At 73.0% G+C, this 20,229-nt stretch carries 17 protein-coding genes; 8 read left to right on the top strand and 9 right to left on the bottom strand.

Annotated features, from left to right (window positions below; all coding sequences use genetic code 11):
• Positions 1-320 precede the first annotated feature (320 nt).
• The 3 genes from ACIG0D_RS23445 to ACIG0D_RS23435 all read left to right on the top strand — a co-directional run bounded on the left by ACIG0D_RS23445 (position 321) and on the right by ACIG0D_RS23435 (position 2,425).
• A complete protein-coding gene (locus ACIG0D_RS23445) occupies positions 321-701 on the top strand; it encodes a hypothetical protein (RefSeq protein WP_399804075.1) in 381 nt (126 codons plus the stop codon).
• A complete protein-coding gene (locus ACIG0D_RS23440; RefSeq protein WP_399804072.1) occupies positions 698-1,165 on the top strand; it encodes a peroxiredoxin in 468 nt (155 codons plus the stop codon). The genes ACIG0D_RS23445 and ACIG0D_RS23440 overlap by 4 nt, the downstream gene beginning before the upstream one ends.
• Positions 1,166-1,354: 189 nt before the next feature.
• Positions 1,355-2,425 carry a LacI family DNA-binding transcriptional regulator gene (locus ACIG0D_RS23435; protein ID WP_399804069.1) on the top strand — a complete coding sequence of 357 codons (1,071 nt, stop codon included), beginning with the start codon at positions 1,355-1,357 and terminating at the stop codon, positions 2,423-2,425.
• A gap of 403 nt (positions 2,426-2,828) precedes the next feature.
• Here the strand turns inward: ACIG0D_RS23435 and ACIG0D_RS23430 are convergent, their stop codons facing one another.
• Genes ACIG0D_RS23430 through ACIG0D_RS23415 form a run of 4 tightly spaced genes read right to left on the bottom strand, consistent with a single transcriptional unit; the run spans position 2,829 to position 7,409 of the window.
• Positions 2,829-4,187 (bottom strand): glycoside hydrolase family 32 protein, encoded by a 1,359-nt coding sequence (locus ACIG0D_RS23430; RefSeq protein WP_399804066.1) that lies wholly within the window; start codon positions 4,185-4,187, stop codon positions 2,829-2,831.
• Complete coding sequence (locus ACIG0D_RS23425; RefSeq protein WP_399804063.1) at positions 4,184-5,038, bottom strand: carbohydrate ABC transporter permease; 855 nt, start codon at positions 5,036-5,038, stop codon at positions 4,184-4,186. Before ACIG0D_RS23425 ends, ACIG0D_RS23430 begins: the two co-directional genes overlap by 4 nt.
• Before the next feature lie 14 nt (positions 5,039-5,052).
• Positions 5,053-6,006 carry a carbohydrate ABC transporter permease gene (locus ACIG0D_RS23420; RefSeq protein ID WP_399804060.1) on the bottom strand — a complete coding sequence of 318 codons (954 nt, stop codon included), beginning with the start codon at positions 6,004-6,006 and terminating at the stop codon, positions 5,053-5,055.
• Positions 6,003-7,409, bottom strand: coding sequence for an ABC transporter substrate-binding protein (locus ACIG0D_RS23415; RefSeq protein ID WP_399804057.1), 1,407 nt, complete (start codon positions 7,407-7,409; stop codon positions 6,003-6,005). Before ACIG0D_RS23415 ends, ACIG0D_RS23420 begins: the two co-directional genes overlap by 4 nt.
• Positions 7,410-7,592: 183 nt before the next feature.
• Here ACIG0D_RS23415 and ACIG0D_RS23410 point away from each other — a divergent pair, with 183 nt between their 5' ends.
• A complete protein-coding gene (locus tag ACIG0D_RS23410; RefSeq protein ID WP_399804054.1) occupies positions 7,593-9,152 on the top strand; it encodes a glycoside hydrolase family 32 protein in 1,560 nt (519 codons plus the stop codon).
• A gap of 96 nt (positions 9,153-9,248) precedes the next feature.
• Here the strand turns inward: ACIG0D_RS23410 and ACIG0D_RS23405 are convergent, their stop codons facing one another.
• The 4 genes from ACIG0D_RS23405 to ACIG0D_RS23390 form a co-directional block, all read right to left on the bottom strand.
• On the bottom strand, positions 9,249-10,748 hold the full coding sequence (locus ACIG0D_RS23405) for a metallophosphoesterase family protein (protein ID WP_399804051.1): 1,500 nt from the start codon (positions 10,746-10,748) through the stop codon (positions 9,249-9,251).
• Positions 10,749-10,838: 90 nt separating this feature from the next.
• Positions 10,839-12,041, bottom strand: a complete 1,203-nt coding sequence (locus ACIG0D_RS23400; protein WP_399804048.1) for a glycoside hydrolase family 64 protein — start codon at positions 12,039-12,041, stop codon at positions 10,839-10,841.
• Positions 12,042-12,177: 136 nt separating this feature from the next.
• Positions 12,178-12,924 carry a dienelactone hydrolase family protein gene (locus ACIG0D_RS23395; protein ID WP_399804045.1) on the bottom strand — a complete coding sequence of 249 codons (747 nt, stop codon included), beginning with the start codon at positions 12,922-12,924 and terminating at the stop codon, positions 12,178-12,180.
• A 107-nt stretch (positions 12,925-13,031) separates the two neighbouring features.
• Positions 13,032-13,652 carry an L-threonylcarbamoyladenylate synthase gene (locus tag ACIG0D_RS23390; protein WP_399804042.1) on the bottom strand — a complete coding sequence of 207 codons (621 nt, stop codon included), beginning with the start codon at positions 13,650-13,652 and terminating at the stop codon, positions 13,032-13,034.
• A gap of 342 nt (positions 13,653-13,994) precedes the next feature.
• Here ACIG0D_RS23390 and ACIG0D_RS23385 point away from each other — a divergent pair, with 342 nt between their 5' ends.
• The 4 genes from ACIG0D_RS23385 (at position 13,995) to ACIG0D_RS23370 (ending at position 17,253) form a co-directional block, all read left to right on the top strand.
• Entirely contained in the window at positions 13,995-14,582 is a 588-nt protein-coding gene (locus tag ACIG0D_RS23385; protein WP_399804040.1) for an NADPH-dependent FMN reductase, read from the top strand.
• Between the two features lie 33 nt (positions 14,583-14,615).
• A complete protein-coding gene (locus ACIG0D_RS23380) occupies positions 14,616-15,098 on the top strand; it encodes a MarR family winged helix-turn-helix transcriptional regulator (RefSeq protein WP_399804037.1) in 483 nt (160 codons plus the stop codon).
• A gap of 175 nt (positions 15,099-15,273) precedes the next feature.
• Positions 15,274-16,863, top strand: coding sequence for an MFS transporter (locus tag ACIG0D_RS23375; protein WP_399804034.1), 1,590 nt, complete (start codon positions 15,274-15,276; stop codon positions 16,861-16,863).
• 153 nt (positions 16,864-17,016) lie between these two features.
• Positions 17,017-17,253, top strand: coding sequence for a hypothetical protein (locus ACIG0D_RS23370; protein WP_365765181.1), 237 nt, complete (start codon positions 17,017-17,019; stop codon positions 17,251-17,253).
• Between the two features lie 144 nt (positions 17,254-17,397).
• Here the strand turns inward: ACIG0D_RS23370 and ACIG0D_RS23365 are convergent, their stop codons facing one another.
• Positions 17,398-20,010, bottom strand: coding sequence for a SpoIIE family protein phosphatase (locus ACIG0D_RS23365; RefSeq protein WP_399804030.1), 2,613 nt, complete (start codon positions 20,008-20,010; stop codon positions 17,398-17,400).
• Between the last annotated feature and the right edge of the window lie 219 nt (positions 20,011-20,229).

The raw sequence follows: 20,229 nt of genomic DNA, 5'->3' as shown, positions 1-20,229 counted from the left end.
CCGGGCCGCGGACCTTCCGGGGCGTGCCGTCGCGCGGGCAAACCTGGGGGTGCCGTCGCGCGGGCCTTCCGGGGGGTGCCGTCGCGCGGTGGCATTCCTAGGGGTGCCGTCGCGCGGGCCTTCCGCCCGGGACCCGGCCGCGAACCGGCCGCCCGTCAGGGCACCCGCGGCCGGCGTCGAGCGGCGGCGGCTCGACCGGCGTCCGTGACCGGGCGGTCTGACCGATGCGGCCCGTCACTCGGCGTCAACGGCCACGGGGGCTGCGAAGCCTCCGTTACCGTCGGGTAGCATCCGGCGGCAGCCGCCATCGAGGAGGAACCGTGTCACGGTCCGCACGCTCGCCCCTGCTGCTCGCCGGCCTGCTGGCCGCCGCGGGCGCCGCCCACTTCGCCGTCCCGCGCCAGTTCGACGCGATCGTCCCGCGCGCCCTGCCGGGCGAGCCGCGGACCTGGACCCACGTCAGCGGACTCGCCGAACTCGCGCTCGCGGCGGGAGTGGCCCTGCCGAGGACCCGCAAGGCCGCCGCGCATGCCACCGCCGCCTTCTTCGTCGGCGTCTTCCCGGCCAACGTGAAGATGGCCGTCGACTGGCGGCACCGCCCCGCCCCGCACAAGGCCGTCGCCTACGGGCGGCTGCCGCTGCAACTGCCGCTCGTGCTGTGGGCCCGCAGCGTGGCGAAGAACGCGGAGGGACGGTCGTGACCGCACCCGTGAACGTCGGCGACAAGGTCGAGGACTTCGCGCTGCCCGACGAGACCGGCGTCACCCGCAGCCTCACGGGACTCCTCGCCGAGGGGCCGGTGGTGCTGTTCTTCTACCCCGCCGCCCTCACCCCCGGCTGCACCGCCGAAGCCTGCCACTTCCGGGACCTGGCCGCCGAGTTCGCCGCCGTCGGCGCACGTCCGGTCGGCGTCAGCGGCGACAGCGTCGAACGCCAGCAGGAGTTCGCCGGCCGGCACACCCTCGGCATGCCGCTGCTGTCCGACGCCGACGGCACGGTCCGCGAACGCTTCGGGGTCAAACGGGGGTTCAGCCTGGCGCCCACCAAGCGGGTCACCTTCGTCATCGCGCGGGACCGCACCGTCCTGGAGGTCGTCCGCAGCGAACTGCGCATGAACACCCACGCCGACCGCGCCCTCGCCGCCCTGCGCGCCCACCGCGGGTGAGGGCCTGCGCACCCGCGCGAGCGTACGGCCGCCGCGCACCCCGACCGGGCCCGGCGCGGATCTCGCCCACCCGCCGCCCGCCGGGCCCGCCCGCCGCATCCTCCCGCGGGCGGTCGCACACGGCCCGGCGCCGATAGGCTGAGCAGTGATCAACCGTACGGGTGGGGGAAGCAGAGGGCAGCGGACGGCATGACGAGCGCCGAGGACAAGCACACGACGGGACCCGGGCGTCCCACCTCACGGGACGTCGCCCGGCTCGCCGGCGTGTCGCACACCGCGGTCTCCTTCGTCTTCAACGGCCGCGCCGCGGGCAACCTCTCGCCCGCCACCCAGGAACGCATCCGACAGGCCGCCGCCCAGCTCGGCTACCGCCCCGACCCCGTCGCCCGCGGCCTGCGCCGCCGCCGTACGGCCGTGATCGGGCTGGTCACCGACGAGATCGCGTCCTCCCCGTTCGCGGGCCGGCTGCTGCGCGGCGCGATGGAGACCGCCTGGGCGAGCGAGCACCTCGTGCTCACCATCGACTCCGGCGGCGACCCGGCCAAGGAGGACGCCGCCGTTGCCGAACTCCTCGACCGGCGCGTCGACGGCATCATCTACGCCGCCATGTCACTGCGCCGCGTCCGCGTCCCCGAGGGCCTGCACCGCACCCACTCCGTGCTCGCCAACTGCCTGCCCGAGGACGACTCCCTGCCCGCCGTCATCCCCGCCGAGCGGGCGGGCGGCCGTACCGCGGCCCGGCTGCTGCTCGACCAGGGGCACCGCCGGATCGCCCACATCGGCGGCATGGACGACATCGCGTCGGTGGAGCGGCTGCGGGGCTTCCGCGACGCGCTGCGCGCCGAGGGGATCACCGTCCCCAAGGAGTGGGTGGTCCGCACCGGCGGCGAGATCTCCGGCGGCTACGAAGGCGCGACGCGGCTCCTCGACGGCGCCGACCCGGCCCGGCGCCCCACCGGCGTCTTCTGCTACAACGACCGGGTCGCGGCGGGCGTCCTGCACGCCGCCACCCGGCTCGGCATCGCCGTCCCCGGCGAGCTGTCGGTGGTCGGCTACGACGACCAGGAGCACATGGCCGCCTTCCTCACCCCCGCCCTCACCACGGTCGCCCTCCCGCACCGCGCGATGGGCGAGGCCGCCACCCGCCTCCTCCTCGACGCCATCGGCACCGGCCGCACCCCACCGGCCACCGTCCGCCGCCTGGCCTGCCCGGTGGTCACCCGCGCGTCGGTGGGCCCGGCTCCTGGTCCGGCTCTGTGAGGGGGCCACTGGTCTTCCGATGGTGGCCGGGGTCCGGCGCGCCGAGCGACTGTCTCCCGCTCCGTGACGGGCGGAGCCGGGGGAGTGGGGCGTGGAGCCCGGTGTGTGGAAGCGCGGCCGGCCGGCCAAGAAGCCGTCCCCGCTCCCGGGGTGGCCGACGGCGGACCAGCCCTTGAGCGTCCCCGGCTGTGTGGTGGTCGTGCGCTGGGGGAGTGAGGCCCGGCCGCGGTCTTGCCGCAGGGAGCGGCTGAAGGCCGGCCAGGGGGCGGGGCGTGGGCGGGGCCAGCCCCCCGGCGCGCCGCGCCCCCGGCCCTCGCCTCTCCCCCCGGACCGCTTGACTGCCTCCCAGCGGCGGGCCGCGCCCGACGGGCTCCGTTCGGCGCGGCCCAGTGTCTGCCGGTGATCAGTTCAGCGCCGGAGGTGTCAGCCCCCACGCCGTGACCGTCGCTTCGGAACCCTCGACGCTCAGCTCGGGCGCCTCACCGGGCCACCGGTGGATCCGCTCGGTCACCATGGCGCGGTCGCCCGCGAACACCTCGTACAGCGAACCGTCGACGAGGACCCGGACGGTCAGCTCCCCGCCGGGCGGTGTACGCACCTCCACGGGCGCGGGGCGCGCCGCGCTCCGGACGGTCAGGGTGCCCTCGGCGGGGTCCAGGCGGAGGGTCAGGGCCTCGCCCAGGCGCACGGTGGTGACCGCGCGGGCGGTGACCGTCAGGTCGTACGCGTCCGGGAGCCGCGTCCCCGCGCCGGGTGCCGTGACGAACGGCCGCGCCGCCCGCAGCGCGTCCAGCTCCGGCGCGGGGACGACCCGCAGGGCGCCGTCGGGGTGGACGTCGACGACCCGTGGGGCGGTGAGCACCCCGGCCCAGCCGGCCCGCTCGACCTCGGCGGGCTCCCGGGACTCCCAGGACCAGCCCCACATCAGGGCCCGCTCGGGCTCCTGGAGGACGGCGGGGGCGTAGAAGTCGCGGCCGTGGTCGAGAGGGCCGCCGGTGCGGGGAGCGAACCTCAAGTCGCCGTCGCCGACGACACTCAGACTGCCCGTCAGGTAGCCCGTCGAGACGGGGTCGCCGTCCCACAGCGACACCACCAGGACCCACTCACCACCCGGTGTCCCGAACAGCTGCGGGCACTCCCAGCCCACCGCCTTGTCGCCGAACGCGTCCACCGCCACCGGGTCGTTGCCGTCGAGGAGCACTCCCGCGAACCGCCAGTCGGCGAGGTCGTCGCAGTCGTACAGCAGGACCGACGGGGTGCCGTCGGCGTGGCCCGCGCCGACCAGTGCCCAGCGCCGGCCGGCGTGCCGGAAGACGAACGGGTCGCGGAACATCACCACGTCCAGGCCGGATGGCGGCCCCGCCACCACGGGCGTGGGCGACGGCGTCCACTCGGTCAGCGCCGGGTTGTCGGGGTCCGCCGCGCGGGCCAGGCAGATCGCGCCGAGGCCGGTGTGGTGCCGGTCGATGCCCGTGTACACGGCCGTCGGCACTCCGCCGTCGTCGACCACGCAGCCGGACCAGCAGCCCGCCTCGTCGGGGCCGCCGGGCGTCGGGGTGAGCGCGATCGGATGGTGCTCCCAGCGGGCCAGGTCCGGGCTGGAGGCGTGGCCCCAGTGGATGTCCGCGTGCACGGGGGCGTTCGGATTGTGCTGATAGAAGAGGTGGTAGCGGTCACGCCAACGGAACGGGCCGTTCGGGTCGTTGACCCAGTTGGCCGGCGGACGGACCCGGAAGCGCGGGGCGTTGGGGTCGAGGCTCAACGGTTGACTCCTGCCGAGGTGATGCCCTCACGGAGAGGGCGCTGGCCGACGACGAACACGGCGACGGCGGGGATCATGGACAGCACGACTCCGGCGAGCACCACCGAGACGGAACCGGTGCCCAGGTTGCCCTGGAGGGAGACCAGCCCCAGGGGCAGTGTGTAGTTCTGCCCGGAGGTCTCCAGGATCAGCGGGCGGAAGAACTCGTTCCAGTGGTAGTTGAAGGCGAGTACGCCGACGATCGCGAGACCGGGCGCGGCCAGCGGGGCGTAGACGGACCGGAACACCCGCCACGGGCCCGCGCCGTCGAGCATCGCCGCCTCGCCGAGGTCCTTCGGCATGCCCAGGAAGTACTGGCGCATCAGGAACGTGCCGAACGCGGTCGGGAAGGCCGGGATGATCAGCCCGAGCAGGGTGTCGGTCAGCCCCATCGACTTCAGCACCAGGAACACCGGCACGATGGTGACCTGCAACGGCACCATCATGGTCGCCAGGACCAGCGCGAACAGCGGCTTCTTGAAGCGGAACTCCAGACGCGCGAAGGCGTACCCCGCGAGCCCCGCCGTGATCATCTGGCCCACCGCGATCAGCGCCGTCACCAGCGTCGAGTTCAGCGCGAGCAGCCAGACGTCGATCTGGTCGAAGACCCCGCGATACGCCTCGGCGGTCGGCTCGGACGGGATGATCCTCGGCGGCAGGTCGAAGGACTCGGCGGGCACGCGCAGCGAGGTGGACACGGTCCAGATCACCGGGCCGAGGGTCAGCAGCGCGCAGACGGCCAGGCCGGCGATGCGCGCCCACGGCGCGAGCGCGTACCGCGCCCGGCCGGCGGTCAGGGTTGTGTGGCTCATGGGACTCACCCGGCTCACTGGTAGTGGACGAAACGCCGGCTGAGCCGGAACTGGAGGGCGGTCACCGCCATGATCAGCACGAACAGCAGCACACCCACCGCGGACGCGGTACCGAACCGCAGCTGCTCGAAGGCGGTCTCGTAGATGACCATCACGACGGTGCGGGTGGAGTCGCCGGGCCCGCCGTTCGTCAGCACGTACGGCTGCTCGAAGACCTGGAGCGCGTTGATGATGCCGACCACGGACGCCACCAGCAGCGTCGGCGACAGCAGGGGCAGCGTGACGTGGAGGTGCTTGCGCAGGCCCGTCGCACCGTCGAGCGCGGCGGCCTCGTGGACCTCCTTCGGGATGTTGTTCAGCCCGCCCACGAACAGCAGGAACGAGAACCCGAACTGCTGCCAGACGTAGACCAGGACCACCGCGGCCATCGCCCCGTTCTCCGAGGTCAGCCACGGCACGGGTGCGATCCCGACCAGGCCGAGCAGCCAGTTCACCACCCCGAAGTCCTGGTTGAACAGGTACTTCATCACCACCGAGATGGACGCCGCGGACAGCACCAGCGGGAAGAAGAACGCCGACCGGAACACCGACCGCAGCCACACCGGCATCCGCCCGTTCACCGTGATCGCCAGCACCAGCGCGATCACCAGCTGCAGCGCCACCGCCAGCACCATGAAGAGCAGCGTGTTGCGGAAGGAGACCAGCACGGTGGAGTCGCTGAACACCTCGCCGTAGTTGGCCGCCCCCGCGAACCGCGGGGAGTCGATCACGTTCCAGTGGAACAGGCTCAGCACCACCGAGCCGGCGATCGGGACGACCGTGAACACGACGATGCCGACGATCGTCGGCGCCAGGAACAGGGCGGCCAGCAGCCGCGTGCCGCGCTCCCGCGCCGGGGGGCGGGCCGGGACCGCGGGCGGCCGGGACACGGGCCGAGTCTCCACCGGCGGGATCTGGGTGTTCGTCATACGTCACGCTCCATGGCCTTCTCCAGATCGCCCTGGAGCCTGCGCAGCGCCGGACGCACCGCGCGCGGGGCGGCCAGGGCGGTGCCGGTGTGCTTCAGCAGCACCTGCTCGACCTCCGCCACCTGCGGCGGCGCCGGGATCGGCCCGGTGTCGGGGAACCGGTCGAGGGTGTCGTAGAAGACCCGCCAGTGGTCCGGGCCGGTCTCCCGGTAGCGGCCGGCGGTCAGCATCGAACGGCGCGCCGGAGTCGTCTGGTTGGTGGTGAACAGCCGGGTCAGGGTGTCCTTGCGCGTGGCGTACTTGATGAACTCCCACGCCTCGTCCTGCCGCTTCGACGTGCGCAGCAGCGCGTAGCCCGCCGCGCCGAACTGGTGGCGCTGGGTGCGCCAGCGCGGGAAGTACTGCACGTCGTAGGCGTCGGCCCGCATGCCCGCCTGGTGCAGGCCGCCCGCCCAGAAGCCGCCCGCGGGCGTGACCCCCACCCGGCCCGTGGAGAACACCCCGACGAGGTTCTGCCCGTTGCCGCCCTCGGGGCGGGTGCACAGCCCCTCCTCGATGAGCGAGGCGAGGTAGTCGTACGTCTCCTCGAAGCGGGCGCCGGTCGCCTGCGGCGTGGTCCAGCGGTAGCCGCCGCCGCGGCCCCGGCGCTGGTCCGCCGGATAGAAGGTGTCCCACAGCCAGTCGCCGCCGGGCGCCTTGGACTCGGCGAGGAGGTTGGTCCCGTTGGCGAAGAGCCAGGGCACGACCCCGCCCCACAGGCGGTTGGTCCAGAAGTACGGCGTGAAGTGGGAGCCGCTCGACTTCTTCATCCGGCGCAGCAGCGCGGTGAAGTCGTCCCGGGTCCAGTCGGGCGGCGGATGATCCGCGCCGGACCGCCGCAGCACCTGCCGGTTGAGGTAGATGTCGGCCGCGTTGAACTCCACCGGCAGCTGGTAGAGGCTCCCCTCGTACATCATCGACTCCACCAGCGAGGGGTGGACGTCGGCGAAGTACTCGCGCAGCTCGGCGGCGTCGCGGCGGACCCAGCGGTCCAGCGGTACGCCGAGCCGCTGCGCGAAGAGCTGCACGCCCTCCGTGGCGACGTAGACCAGGTCGGGAGCCGTGCCCGCGGCGATCTGGGTGAGGATCTTCGCGAAGAAGTCCGACCAGTCGACGGCCTGCACCGCGTTGATCCGGAGCTTGATGTCGGGGTGCTGCTCGGCGAAGCCCTCGGTGAGGGTGCGCACGGCGGCCGGGCCGTAGGCGGGGCCGAGGGTGGCGACGACGAGGGAGCCGTCGTCGCGGCCGGGTATGTCGGCTCCGGTGAGCCGGTCCCAGGCGGCGGCGGTGCCGGCCAGCGCGGCGGCGGCCGTGCCGTAGGCGCCGTACCGCAGGAGAGCGCGGCGGGTGTGCGAGTCGGTCATCGGGCGGGCCTAACTCGTGTTAGTCGAGAACTGATGCCGACGATGATGAGAACCGCGTTACAGGACTGTCAAGAGCCTGGAACCACTTGACCTTTAACGAGTTAGGTCTACAGTCCTGGTCCACATGAGCCGCCGTTCCGAGCCGCTGTGCCGGGCTCGCTTCGACGAGAGGAACGATGTGTGATGCGTGGACTGTCCAGACGAGCGCTCCTCGCCGGATCGGCCGCGGGCGCCGGAGCCGCGCTGCTGCCGCCCGCGGCGACCCCCGCGGCGGCGGGACCCCGCACCGGTGCGGCGCCCTGCGCCCGCTACCGGGCCGCCTACCACTTCACGGTCCCCGACCAGTGGAAGAACGACCCGCAGCGCCCCGTCTGGATCGACGGCGAGTACCACTACTACTACCTGTACAACCCGGACTACTTCACCGGCGGCACCACCGCAGGCACCGCCTGGCGCCGGGCCACCAGCACCGACCTGGTCCGCTTCACGGACCGGGGGATCGCCGTGCCGAAGGACACGACACCCAACGGCGACGTCTGGTCTGGCTCGGCGGTCGTGGACACGGAGAACACGGCGGGCTTCGGTGCCGGAGCGGTCGTCGTGCTGGCTACGATGGAACCGGTGGAGGGCGCCCACACCCAGGCCCAGTACCTCTACTACTCCACCGACGGCGGACGCACCTTCCGCCACCACGGCACGGACCCCGTCCTGCCCAACCCCGGCGTACGCGACTACCGCGACCCGAAGGTGATCCGCGACGAGGAACGCGGCCGGTGGGTGATGGCGCTCGCCGAGAACAACAAGGTCGGCTTCTACCACTCGGCGAACCTGCGGTCGTGGACGTACGCCGGCGGCTTCGTCAAGGACGGCATCGGCGTACTGGAGTGCCCCGACCTGTTCCGCATCACCGCCGAGGACGGCACCGTGAAGTGGGTCCTCGGCGTCAGCGCCAACGGCAAGGGCGCCGGGCTGCCCAACACCTACGCCTACTGGACCGGCGCCTTCGACGGCAGCGCCTTCACCCCCGACGCCGCCGACCCGCAGTGGCTCGACCACGGCTGGGACTGGTACGGCGCCGTCACCTTCGAGAAGCGCACCGCCACCGGCGCCCTCGACGAACGCGTCCGCCACGCCATCGGCTGGCTCAACAACTGGGACTACGCCAACACCACGCCCACCATCGACACCGACGGCTTCAACGGCACCGACTCCGTCGTCCGCGAGATCACCCTGAAACGCGACGCCTCGGGCACGTACTACCTCGCCTCCCGCCCGGTCGCCGCCCTCGACCGGTACGTCTCCCGCACCGTGCGCCTCGGCGACCTCGAGGTCCAGGGCACCCGCCTCCTCGACTACCGGGGCACCGCCTACGAGCTGACCTGCGACCTCACCTGGGACCAGGTCACCGGCGCCGGCGTCCAGCTCCGCCGTTCCCCCGACGGCGTGCGCCACATCGACGCCGGGGTCTACCGCGACTACGCCTTCCTCAACCGCCGCCCCACCGTGAACCCCGACGCCTCCGGCCGCTGGCAGGAGAGCAAGAGCCCCTTCGACCCGTCGGCCCGCCGCGCCCGCCTGCGCATCCTCGTGGACCGCACCTCGGTGGAGATGTTCGTCGACGACGGCCGGTACGTGCACACCTCGGAGGTGTTCCCGTACCTCATCGACGACCGACTGGCCCTGTTCACCATCGACGGCCGGGCGGTGTTCCGCGACACGGTGATACGCGAGTTCACCGTCTGACCCACAGCCCGACCGACGGGCGCCCCTACGGGCCGGCGCGAGGACGATGTCGCCCATGGCTGTCCCCGCGCCGGCCGGTACGGCCAGGCCGCCCGTTCAGATCAGTGGGATGGTCACCTCGTCCTCCACCGGTGGGTCGAGTTCCTGGGCGCGGTGGCCTGTTGCGGCGTGGCAGCGGAGGCGTAGGGCTTCGGGGGACACGTCGATGCGCAGGAACGACTTGAAGAAGGGTGGGGCGTGGGTGGCGCAGGAGGGGGAGAGGAGGCCGGTGTAGAGCTTGCGGAGCGGGAGGCGGAAGCGGCGGGGGCGGCGGCCGGTGCCGAGGAGGGTGGCGACGAGGCGGGTGCGGGGGGTGACGAGGGCCGGTGAGTCGGGGGTGCGGGCGGGGCGGCCCTCGAGGCGTTCGGCGACGACGGCCGCGGCCTGCGCTTCGGTGAGGGTGAAGAAGCGGCGCAGGCGGGTGCGGCGGGCGTAGATGCGGCTGTAGAAGGCCAGGGAGTCGCCGCGCAGGGGGTAGCAGCGGAAGTCGGCCTCCGTCAGGCCGGCCATGTGGACCGGGGGGATCGTGTGGGTGGCGTGGGTGAACGCTCCGCCGCCGCCCGCGACGACGTACTGGATGGTGCGGTTCCCGTCCACACGTATCGGATAGCGCTGGTAGTTGTGGATGTCGCCGCCGATCGCCGCGACATAGCGGTGCGCGGGGTCGCGGACGATCTCGTCGACCGTGCCGCCGCCCTCGATGGGACACGGGCGGAGCACGCCGTCGGCGCACAGCGGCTTCCCGGTGATGAGGATCTTCGGGCGCGGGTCGCGGGACACCTCGCGCAGCCAGGCGCCCTGCTCGGCGTCGACGGTGCCGAGCAGCCCGGTGTCGATGCCGACGATCCGGATCGGCCCGGCGTCGATCGCCCAGTAGGGGCCCGGCTGGACGGCCATCTGGGCGGGCGCGGAGCGCAGCTTGCGGGCCTGCGCGAAGTCCGCCTCGTCGACCGGGCTCGGCCGGTGCCACAGCCGGTCGCGCAGCCGGCCCCGGGTCAGCGGGCGCGGCCGGGGCTCGGGCGGCAGCGGCGGCGCGTCGTCGCAGAACACGCGCATGAAGCCGTGCAGGTCCTCGTACCAGTCGTGGTTGCCGGGGACGGCGTAGATCGGCGCCGGATAGTCCTGGTACGGGCGGAAGAACTTGTCGCCGTAGTCGTCCGTGGCGCCCACGGGGTAGATGACATCGCTCGCGATGATCATGAACTGGGTGTCCTGGCCCACCCTCAGCAGGCCCGGCACCACCGCGTACTGCGGTTCGCCGCCCTCACCCGTGTCCCCGGCCACCAGGAACGCGAACCGGTCCGGATCAGGGCGGCGGATCACCTTGTCCGCAGGTGCCCCGGCCGCCGCCTGCTGGGCCACCCAGCGGCTGCGGGTACGGCCCGTGGGGTCCCCGAACCAGGACGCCAGCATGCCGTTGCGGGCGAGCCACAGCGTCCTGGGATCGAGCCACGACAGTTTCCGGCCCCGAGCGGGCGGGACCAGCTGCCGGTAGTCGCCGGGGTCGGGCGCGCCCCAGCCGGCGCCCTCGGCGGTATCACGTGAGGAGTCAGACACCAGGGCATCGTAATGATGATCGAAAGCGGCGCGAGACGGAACCCGGGACGAAATCCGGGCCCCATCTCGCGCCGCACCGCGCCGAGTTGCTCAGCTGAACGGATCGAGCGTCAGATACGCCTGCCGCGGAGCGCCGTCGTGGACCAGCGACTCGTGGTGGCCGACGTCGTCGAAGGCGAACGCGTACGCCTTCCCGTCGACCATCCGCTCATGGATGATCCGCGCGTAGTGGTTGGTCACCCCGTCCTGGTAGAACGACGCCGACGAGGCGTCCGGCTGGTTCGGGTTGGTCAGCAGCGTGGAGCGGTTGAAGCCCGCGCACAGGGTGCGGGAGATCGGCCCGCGCACCTGGTCGTTGGGCGCGTCGAGCAGCTTGTGGCAGCCGAAGACGCTGTCGGCGTCCGGCTTCTGGAAGCTGGTCACGACCGCTCCGGAGCTGTCGGTGAAGCGCAGCACGCCACCCGACACCCGGCCCTGGTACTTCGTCCCCGGACGGTCGGCGAAGGGGGTGACCGTCAGGGTCGTCGTGGCGTACTTCTGCCAGACGCGGTTGATGTAGTCGTCCATCACGGACGCCGGGATCCGCCCGGTGCCGACCCCGTGCGCCGGCGACAGCGCCCGCAGCACGGTCCCGTCGGACCGCGTCTGCACCAGCCCGCCCCAGCCGCCGGGCTGCGCCCGCAGCGCCGCGAACACCCCGTTGTAGCCACCGGGCTTGAGCCGCCCGGTGCTCGCCGTGGTCCCGTCACCACGCTGTACGCCGACCGCGTACGGCGCGGAGAACATGTCGACCTGGGTGCTGTTGAGCCACAGCCCGGAGTCGTTCAGCGTGTACTCGGACCAGTTGAAGAGGATGTCGTGGTTGGGGTCGCTCGGGTTCTGTACGGCCGGCTGCACCAGACCGCCGGTGGCGAGCCGGAAGTCGAGCTTGCGGCCGTAGGAGAAGTAGATCCGCCCGGACAGCTTGGGGATCCGGATCGTCTTGGACTGCCCCGCGGCGGGGCCGGGGATCGAGGCGTCCGGGGCCGGGACGGGCGGCACCCCGCCGGCCGGCCAGGGGTGGAAGGTGCCGGCGGCGTCGGCCCAGCCCTGCTGACCGGTGGTCAGGGAGGTGCCGAGGACGTAGACGTGGACCTGGTCGCCGCGGCCGGAGTTGTTCTTGATCGTCAGCGGGATGGTGGCGGGCACCGCGGCGTCGGCGGCCCGCGGCGTGCCAAGGGTGAGCAGGGTGCCGAGCAGGGTCGCGGCGAAAGCGGCGACCGTTAACCGGCGCCTTCTGAGGGATGCGAGCATCCTCACCTCCGTGCGGGGAGCGCTGTGGGGGGATGGACCGGACACGTGGGGATTGGTCCGGACCAGCTCTTGAGAGCGCTCTCAGATTGGCCTGTCGCCACGCTCATGTCAATGAGGGAGGATGCCTGACGATACGTCAGAAGGTGCGGTCCAGCAGATCCAGCACCGCCGCCCAGTGCCGCCGGTCGCCCTCCGGGTGGTATGCGGAGGTGTCGGCCTGGGTGAAGCCGTGCTCGGTGCCCTCGTAGACCTCGCAGCGGTGGCGGACCCCGGCCTCGGCGAGCGCCTTTTGCAGCAGCTCCAGCTCCTGCGCGGAGTCGTTCTCCGCCTGCCCGAAGTAGATCTCGGCGGTGATGCGGCCGGCGAGCAGATGCGGGCTGTCCGGGGCGTCCGTCGCGAGCCGCGCGCCGTGGAACCCGGCCACCGCCGCGACCCGGTCCGGGTGGGTGCCCGCCGTCAGCAGGGCCAGCTGGGCGCCCATGCAGTAGCCGACCAGCGCGACCGGGCCGTCCGCCGCCGCGGGACACGCAGCGAGATACCGCAGATACGCGCCCGCGTCACGCATCGCGGCGTCCGCGGAGAGCCCGAGCACCAGCGGGGCGAGGTGCCGGAACAGCTCCGGCCGCGCCTCCTCGTCGATGAACTCGGGCAGCTCCACCACCGGGGCCCGGCCGTCGCGGTAGAGCACGTTGGGCAGCAGCACCGTGTACCCGGCGGCGGCCAGCCGGTCGGCCATCGACCGCAGCGCGGGGCGCGGCCCGAAGGCGTCCATGAAGAGCAGCACCGCCGGGTGGGGACCACCGTCCTTGGGGTGGACGAGGTAGGCGTCGGCGGTGCCGTCCTCGGTGCGGACGTCCACGGCGGTTCCCTGTACGGCGGTCATGGCGGTGCGGTCACCTCTCTGCGCTGCTGGAGACAAGTCGGGCCCGGCGAGCGGATCTTGGGCCATGGTGACATGTCCGGCGCCGGCCGCCACGGCCGCCCCCGGGGCTACTCGAAGCGGCTCGGGTCGCCCGCTCCCCGCCGGACGATCTCCACGTCGCCGCCGGAGAAGTCGACCACCGTCGTCGGCTCGGTGCCGCAGTCGCCGGAGTCGAGCACCGCGTCCACCACATGGTCGAGCCGGTCCTTGATCTCCCAGCCCTGGGTCATCGGCTCGTCCTCGTCCGGCAGCAGCAGCGTGCTCGACAGCAGCGGCTCACCGAGTTCGGCGAGGAGCGCCTGGGTGACGACATGGTCGGGGATGCGCACCCCGACGGTCTTCTTCTTCGGGTGCATCAGCGCGCGCGGCACCTCCTTCGTCGCCGGGAGGATGAAGGTGTAGCTGCCCGGGGTCGACGCCTTGACCGCCCGGAACACGTCGTTGTCCACCCGGACGAACTGGCCGAGCTGCGCGAAGTCCTGGCACACCAGAGTGAAGTGGTGCCGGTCGTCCAGCCGGCGGATGGAGCGGATCCGGTCCACCCCGTCCTTGCTGCCGACCCGGCAGCCGAGTGCGTAACAGGAGTCCGTGGGATACGCGATGAGGGCACCCGACCGAACGGCGTCGGCGATCTGCGCGATGGTCCGCGGCTGAGGGTTGTCGGGGTGCACGTCGTAGTACTTCGCCATCCGCCGAGCTTATGCGGTACGGCCCGCCAAGCAGCCGATCGGCCCCGTATGAGCGGGCCGCGCCTTGGTCCGCGCGGGCCGCTCGAGCGGGACGCGAGCGCGATCGACGAACCTGGGATGCTGCGGGCCGCGCGGGGGAACGGTGCGCGGACCGGACCGTTCCGGCAGCGCCTCCTTCCGGCGCGGCGTGAGTCGCACGAAGGCGGCCGGGTACGTCACCAGGGGCGTACCCGCCGTTCCGGCAACCGGCTCCGGCACCGGGGCCGGCACCGACAGACGGTTCCGGCACCGGCAGGCGCAGACCGACGAACACGGATCGACGAACACAGATACGGAGTCCTCGTGTCCCAGCCCGTCCTGCAGATCATCGTCGCCAGCACCCGGCCCTCCCGGGTGGGTGCCGCGGTCGGCGCCTGGGTCGCCGAGGCGGCCCGCGCCCACGGCGGATTCGAGGTCGACGTCGTCGACCTGGCCGAGATCGATCTGCCGATCTTCGACGAGCCGCACCACCCGATGACCGGGACCTACGTCCACGAGCACACCCTCCGGTGGAGCGCCCGGGTCCGGCACGCCAACGCCTTCGTGCTGGTCACCCCGGAGTACAACAACGGCTATCCGGCCGCCCTGAAGAACGCCCTCGACTATCTCAGCCGCGAGTGGTGGTACAAGGCGGTGAGCTTCGTGTCGTACGGCGGTGTCTCGGCCGGGCTGCGCGCGGTCCAGCAGCTCAAGCAGGTCGTGGGCACGCTGCGGATGGTGCCGGTCGCCGACGCCGTGTCGATCCCGTTCGTCGCCCGGCACATCGCCGAGGACGGGACCTTCCGGACCGGCGAACTGCTCGACGCCTCCGCGAAGAGGATGTTCGACGAGCTGCGGCTGGTCGGCACCCCGCTGATCCCCCTCCAGAGTGGGGGCGGGGCAGCGCTTTGACATAGGTATGCCTCCATACCTATCCTGGACGGCATGTCCGACTCCAGCGCCCCCACGCAGCGCACGGCCCGCGTAGCCGCCGAGCTCGCGGCCTGCCTGCCCGCGCTGTACCGGGCGCTGGACCGGCGGATCGGCAGGGACTACCCGCACCCGAAGCCGCCGGAGGGCCAGCTGATGCTGCTGCGCTTCGTCGCGCAGCACGAGGGCTGCACCGTGCGCGAGGCCGCCGACGCCCTGCTGATGAAGCCGAACAACGTCAGCGCGCTGATCGCCCAGCTGACGGAGCAGCGGCTGCTGGAGCGCCGGCAGGACCGCGACGACAAGCGCGTCGCGCACCTCCACCTCACCGAGACCTCACGGCGCCGGATCGCCGAGGTCCGTGAACTGGAAGAGGCCCACCTCACCGAGGCGCTGGCCGCCCTCACCGACGGCGAGCTGGACGCCCTCGGCTCCGCCACGGGCGCGCTCATCTCGCTGACCCGTCACCTCCACACCGCGCCCGCCGCGACCCGCTGAGGCCCGTCCTCCCCGTACGGGAGGACCCACCGCCCCGCCGGGCCGACGGCCCCGCGTCGTGTGCGAGGAACCTTCCGCCGTGACGGCGCGGCGTTCTCCCCTTCTCTCCGTACGGCTCGCCGCACATCCCGCCGTGCATCCCCCCGTACAACTCCCGTACAGACAAGGCTTCCCCATGCCCTCCACCACCGTGGACCGCTCCGGCGTGCCCGCGTCCCTCCCGCCGCGTCCGCCCGCCGGGCGCCGCGCCAACCCCTGGCTCACCCTGTGCGCCGTCGCGTTCGGCCTGTTCATGGTCCAGCTCGACGCGTCCGTCGTGGCCATCGCCAACCCGGAGATCGGCCGCGACCTCGACGCCTCCTCCGCCGAACTCCAGTGGGTGACCAACTCCTATCTGCTCGCGCTCGCCGCCACCCTCATCCTCGGCGGCAAGCTCGGCGACCGCTTCGGCCGCCGCACCTACTACCTCGTCGGCGTCGTGGGCTTCACCGTCACCTCGGTCGCGATCGGCCTGGCGGGCTCCATCGAGGGCGTCATCGTCTTCCGCGCGCTCCAGGGCCTGTTCGGCGGCCTGCTCATGCCCAACACGCTCGGCCTGCTGCGCGCCGTCTTCCCGCCGCGGAAGTTCGGCATGGCGGTCGGCATCTGGGCCATGGTGTCGGCGGTCTCCACCGCCCTCGGTCCCATCGTCGGCGGCCTGCTGGTCGAGCACGTCAGCTGGGAGTCGGTGTTCTTCGTCAACGCGCCGATCGGCGTCGTCGCCCTCCTCTTCAGCGCGTTCGTGTTGCCGCGGGGCAAGAGCGCGGAGGAGGGGCCGCAGCGGTTCGACGTGGCCGGCGTGATCCTGCTGGCGCTCGGTCTGCTCGCCGTCGTCTTCGGCGTCGTCAAGGGCGAGACCTGGGGCTGGACCTCGGCCGGCACCTGGGGTGCCGTACTCTCCGGTGTGCTGGTCCTGGTCGTCTTCGGCTGGTACGAGACCCGGATCGGGCATCCGCTGCTGCCGATGCGGCTGTTCCGCAACCGCGCCCTCACGGTCGGCGCGATCGTCACCGCGCTGAACTTCTTCGTGATGCTCGGCGTGATCTTCTTCGTCATGCTCTACCTGCAGAACGTGCGCGGCTACACCCCCGTCGAGGCCGGTGTGCGCACCCTGCCGCTCAGCCTGGCCTCCCTCGTCGCCTCCCCGCTCGGCGCGGCGCTGACCCAGCGGCTGGGTGCCCGCGTGACCATGCCGCTCGGCATGGCCCTCCAGGCCGCCTCCTGCTTCGGCATGCTCACCTGGTCCACGGACTCCTCGTACACCACCATGTGGCCGCCGTTCGTCGCCCTCGGGCTCGGTGTCGGCATGGTGCTGGCGGCCTCCTCCGACGCCATCGTCGGCAACGCGCCCGTCCGGGACGGCGGCGTGGCGGGCGGACTGCAGGCCACCACGCTGCAGATCGGCGGCGCGCTCGGCACGTCCGTGCTGGTCTCCGTGATCAGCGCCAGGGTCGGTGCGACCCTGCGCGGCGAACTCACCGGCGCCGGAGTGCCGGCCGCGATGGCCGAGCGGTTGCAGGAGGCCAGGGACGCCGTCGCGATGGGTGTCGCGCCGGTCTCCGGCAGCATGCCCGGGCGGCTGCGGGCGGCCGTCGCCGAGGGCAGCGGCGCCGCCTTCATGAACGGCGTGCACCAGGCCGTGGTCGTCACCGGCCTCCTCTGCCTCGCCGGCGCGGTCGTCGCCGCGCTCGGCCTGCGCACGGGCGGGCGGCCGAAGCAGCACTGAAGCAGGCCGGCTCCGTCGCCGCCTCCGTGCCTCCCTCCGGGCCTGTGCCTCCGGACGTCTCGATTCCTCCCTGTGTGTCCCTCGGCAGGACGGGTACCCGGCTCGCAGCGCAAGCGCGAAGAGCGATCCACAGCACAGAAGGAGGAGGCCCGAGTGACCAGCAGCACGGAGACCGGCGGTGTGACCGGCACGGCAGACAAGGACTACAACCTCATCTGGTACGTGGAGGCGTGCCTCAACAACGTGCTCCGCCTGGAGACGTACATCCAGGACGCGGAGCGCGCCAAGGACACCGAGGTCGCGGAGCTGTTCCGCAAGGCCCAGGCCGACAGCCGCAAGGGCGCCGAGCTGGGCAAGGAGCTGCTGCGGAAGCGGCTCAGCGGCAGCTGACGGGCACTCACCCCACACGGCCCGGATCCCGGCGACGCCCGGGGTCCGGGCCGCCGCGTGCCGGTCCTTCCGGTCGGTCGCGTGCCGGTTCTCCCTGGCGACGGACGACGCACGACGTGACGGCGGGCGGCCGGGCGCGGCGAGTCACGGAAGCGGCTGCTCCGCCCAGATCACCTTGCCCGTCGGCAGATACCGGGTGCCCCAGCGCTCGGCGAGCTGGGCAACGAGGAACAGACCGCGCCCGCCCTCGTCCGTCATGCCCGCGTACCGCAGATGCGGAGCCGTACTGCTGCTGTCGAAGACCTCGCAGATCAGCGCGCGCTCGCGCAGGACCCGCACCCGGATCGGGGCGCCGCCGTAGCGGATCGCGTTGGTGACCAGCTCGCTCAGGATCAGCTCCGTGGTGAACGCCAGCTCGTCCAGCCCCCACTCGGCCAGCCGCCGGGTGACCGAGGACCGCACGTCCGCCACGGCCGCCGGGTCGGTCGGCACGTCCCAGGCGGCGACCCGGTCGGCGCCCAGCGCCCGGGTCCGCGCCACGATCAGCGCGATGTCGTCGCTCGGCCGGGCCGGCAGCCGGGCGTCCACCACCGCCCGGCAGGTGTCCTCCGGGGACGTACCGGCCTGCTCCAGCGCCTCGCGCAGCAGACCGAGGCCCACGTCGATGTCCCGGCCGCGGTCCTCCACCAGCCCGTCCGTGTACAGCACCAGCCGGCTGCCCTCCGCCAGCTCCAGATCGGCCGTCTCGAACGGCAGCCCGCCCAGACCCAGCGGGGGACCGGCGGGCACCTCCGGGAACTCCACCCGGCCGTCCGGCAGCACCAGGGCGGGCGGCGGATGGCCCGCGCGGGCGATGGCGCAGCGCCGCGCGACCGGGTCGTAGATCGCGTACAGGCAGGTCGCGCCCGTCACTGGGGCGCTGCCGCCCTCCTCTGCCTCGTGCTGGTCGATCCGCGCCACCATCTCGTCGAGCAGCGTCAGCAGCTCGTCGGGCGCCAGGTCCAGCGCCGTGAAGTTGTGCACGGCGGTCCGCAGCCGGCCCATCGTGGCCGCCGCGTGCAGCCCGTGCCCCACCACGTCCCCGACCACCAGGGCGACCCGGGCGCCCGACAGCGGCAGTACGTCGAACCAGTCGCCGCCCACCCCGGCCTGCGCCGGCAGATACCGGTAGGCGACCTCCAGCGCGTTCTGCTCCGGCAGGCTGCGCGGCAGCAGACTGCGCTGCAGGGTCACCGCCATGGTGTGCTCACGGGTGTAGCGGCGGGCGTTGTCGATGGACACGGCGGCCCGCGCCACCAGCTCCTCGGCGAGCTCCAGATCCTCCGCGTCGAACGGCTCCGGCTGGCGCGAACGCCAGAAATTGGCCAGCCCCAGGACCAGCGACCCGGCCCGCAGCGGCGCGGTGATCAGCGAGTGGATGCCGTACTCCAGCACCTGCGCGGTCCGCTCCAGGTCCTGCGCCTGCCAGCCCGGGGCGTCGTTCAGCCGGGGCTCGAGGATGGCCTGCCCGCTGCGCAGGCTCCGCGCCTGCGGGGAGGACGGCACGAAGTGGATGTGCCGGCCCACCGGGTACAGCGGCGCGTCGTCCCGGATCCCGCCGAAGGCCGTACGGCGCAGCTCCAGGCCGGCCTCCGGCTGCTCCCCGGCGAGCACCGCGTCGAACAGGTCCACGGTGACGAAGTCCGCGAACCGCGGCACGGCCAGCTCCGTCAGCTCCTGCGCCGTCCGGGTCACGTCCAGGCTGGTGCCGATGCCGACCCCGGCCGCGTACAGCATGTCGAGGCGTTCCCGCGCCACCTCCGCCCGGCCCGACAGGGCGCGCAGCTCCGTGGAGTCGCGCAGGGTCACCACACTGCCCGGCGGGCCGCCCGTCAGGTCCGTGGGCCGCTGGTTGATCGCCAGCAGCCGGTCCTTCACCAGCCGCACCTCGTCCGTGGCGACCCGCCCGGAGGCCAGCACCTCCGCGGTGGCCGGATCCAGACCCAGCTCGCGCACATGCCGGCCCTCGGCGTCGTCCGGCAGGTCCAGCAGCCGGCGCGCCTCGTCGTTGGCCAGCAGCAGCGCGCCGTCCCCGTCCAGGATCAGCACGCCCTCGCGTACGGCGTGCAGGACCGCGTCGTGGTGCTCGTACATCCGGGTCATCTCGCGCGGCCCCAGCCCGCGGGTCTGCCGCAGCAGCCGCCGGCTGACCAGCGCGGTGCCCGCCGTCGCCACCGCGAGACCCACGCCCGCGGCGGTCAGCACCAGCGGCAGCTGCCGGTCGGCGGCGCCGCCGACGTGCTCGGTGGTGATCCCGGCCGACACCAGGCCGACCACCGTCCCGTCGGGCTCCTGGATGGGTACGACCGCCTGCACCAGCCGCCCGATCGTGCCCTCGATCTCCTCGGTCACCGGCTCCCCGGCCAGCGCCGGCTCGATGGTCCCGACGAACTTCTTGCCGATGCGGTCCGGCAGGGGATGGGTGTAACGGGTGCCGTCCGGCGCCATGACGACGATGAAGTCGACACCGGTCGCCTCGCGGGCCGCCTCCGCCCGGGGCTGGAGCACCGCCGTGGGGTCCCGGGCGCGCAGCGCCGCCAGGGTGCCCGGCGCCTCGGCGAACGTCTCCGCGACCGCCAGCGACCGGTTGCGGGCCTCCTGGGTGCTGTCGTACCGCGCCTGGAGCACCAGCGCCACCACCGCGGCGGCGACCAGCACCAGCACCACGACGACCTGGAGCACGAAGACCTGCCCGGCGACGGTGCGCCGGCCCAGCATCGGCCGCAGCGCTGCGGCAAAACGTCGTCGGCCGACGCCCCGGCGCGGACCCGGTCCGCCCTCCGGCAGCGCCCGTGACGCACCCCGCGGGCGCACGGCGCCGGGCGGTCCGGTGGACCGAGCCCGGGATCGACCCAAATGTCGGACCATGTGCCCTGTCTACACTCCCCGGCCCGAGGAGGCGAGGGGCGTCACCCCGGGCGGCGGTCGTACGAGCGG

The sequence above is a fragment of the Streptomyces sp. NPDC052773 genome (assembly GCF_044547145.1).
Taxonomy (GTDB): domain Bacteria; phylum Actinomycetota; class Actinomycetes; order Streptomycetales; family Streptomycetaceae; genus Streptomyces.
Note: the sequence above shows the minus strand (reverse complement) of the source record. Positions and strands in the feature narration are given on the sequence as shown.

Excerpts from the sequence above, each read along its gene's own strand:
- ACIG0D_RS23435 (WP_399804069.1), top strand. The coding sequence starts at position 1,355 with ATGACGAGCGCCGAGGACAAGCACACGACGGGACCCGGGCGTCCCACC.
- ACIG0D_RS23425 (WP_399804063.1), bottom strand. The coding sequence starts at position 5,038 with ATGAGCCACACAACCCTGACCGCCGGCCGGGCGCGGTACGCGCTCGCG.
- ACIG0D_RS23420 (WP_399804060.1), bottom strand. The coding sequence starts at position 6,006 with ATGACGAACACCCAGATCCCGCCGGTGGAGACTCGGCCCGTGTCCCGG.
- ACIG0D_RS23415 (WP_399804057.1), bottom strand. The coding sequence starts at position 7,409 with ATGACCGACTCGCACACCCGCCGCGCTCTCCTGCGGTACGGCGCCTAC.
- ACIG0D_RS23410 (WP_399804054.1), top strand. The coding sequence starts at position 7,593 with ATGCGTGGACTGTCCAGACGAGCGCTCCTCGCCGGATCGGCCGCGGGC.
- ACIG0D_RS23400 (WP_399804048.1), bottom strand. The coding sequence starts at position 12,041 with ATGCTCGCATCCCTCAGAAGGCGCCGGTTAACGGTCGCCGCTTTCGCC.
- ACIG0D_RS23395 (WP_399804045.1), bottom strand. The coding sequence starts at position 12,924 with ATGACCGCCGTACAGGGAACCGCCGTGGACGTCCGCACCGAGGACGGC.
- ACIG0D_RS23390 (WP_399804042.1), bottom strand. The coding sequence starts at position 13,652 with ATGGCGAAGTACTACGACGTGCACCCCGACAACCCTCAGCCGCGGACC.
- ACIG0D_RS23380 (WP_399804037.1), top strand. The coding sequence starts at position 14,616 with ATGTCCGACTCCAGCGCCCCCACGCAGCGCACGGCCCGCGTAGCCGCC.
- ACIG0D_RS23375 (WP_399804034.1), top strand. The coding sequence starts at position 15,274 with ATGCCCTCCACCACCGTGGACCGCTCCGGCGTGCCCGCGTCCCTCCCG.
- ACIG0D_RS23365 (WP_399804030.1), bottom strand. The coding sequence starts at position 20,010 with ATGCTGGGCCGGCGCACCGTCGCCGGGCAGGTCTTCGTGCTCCAGGTC.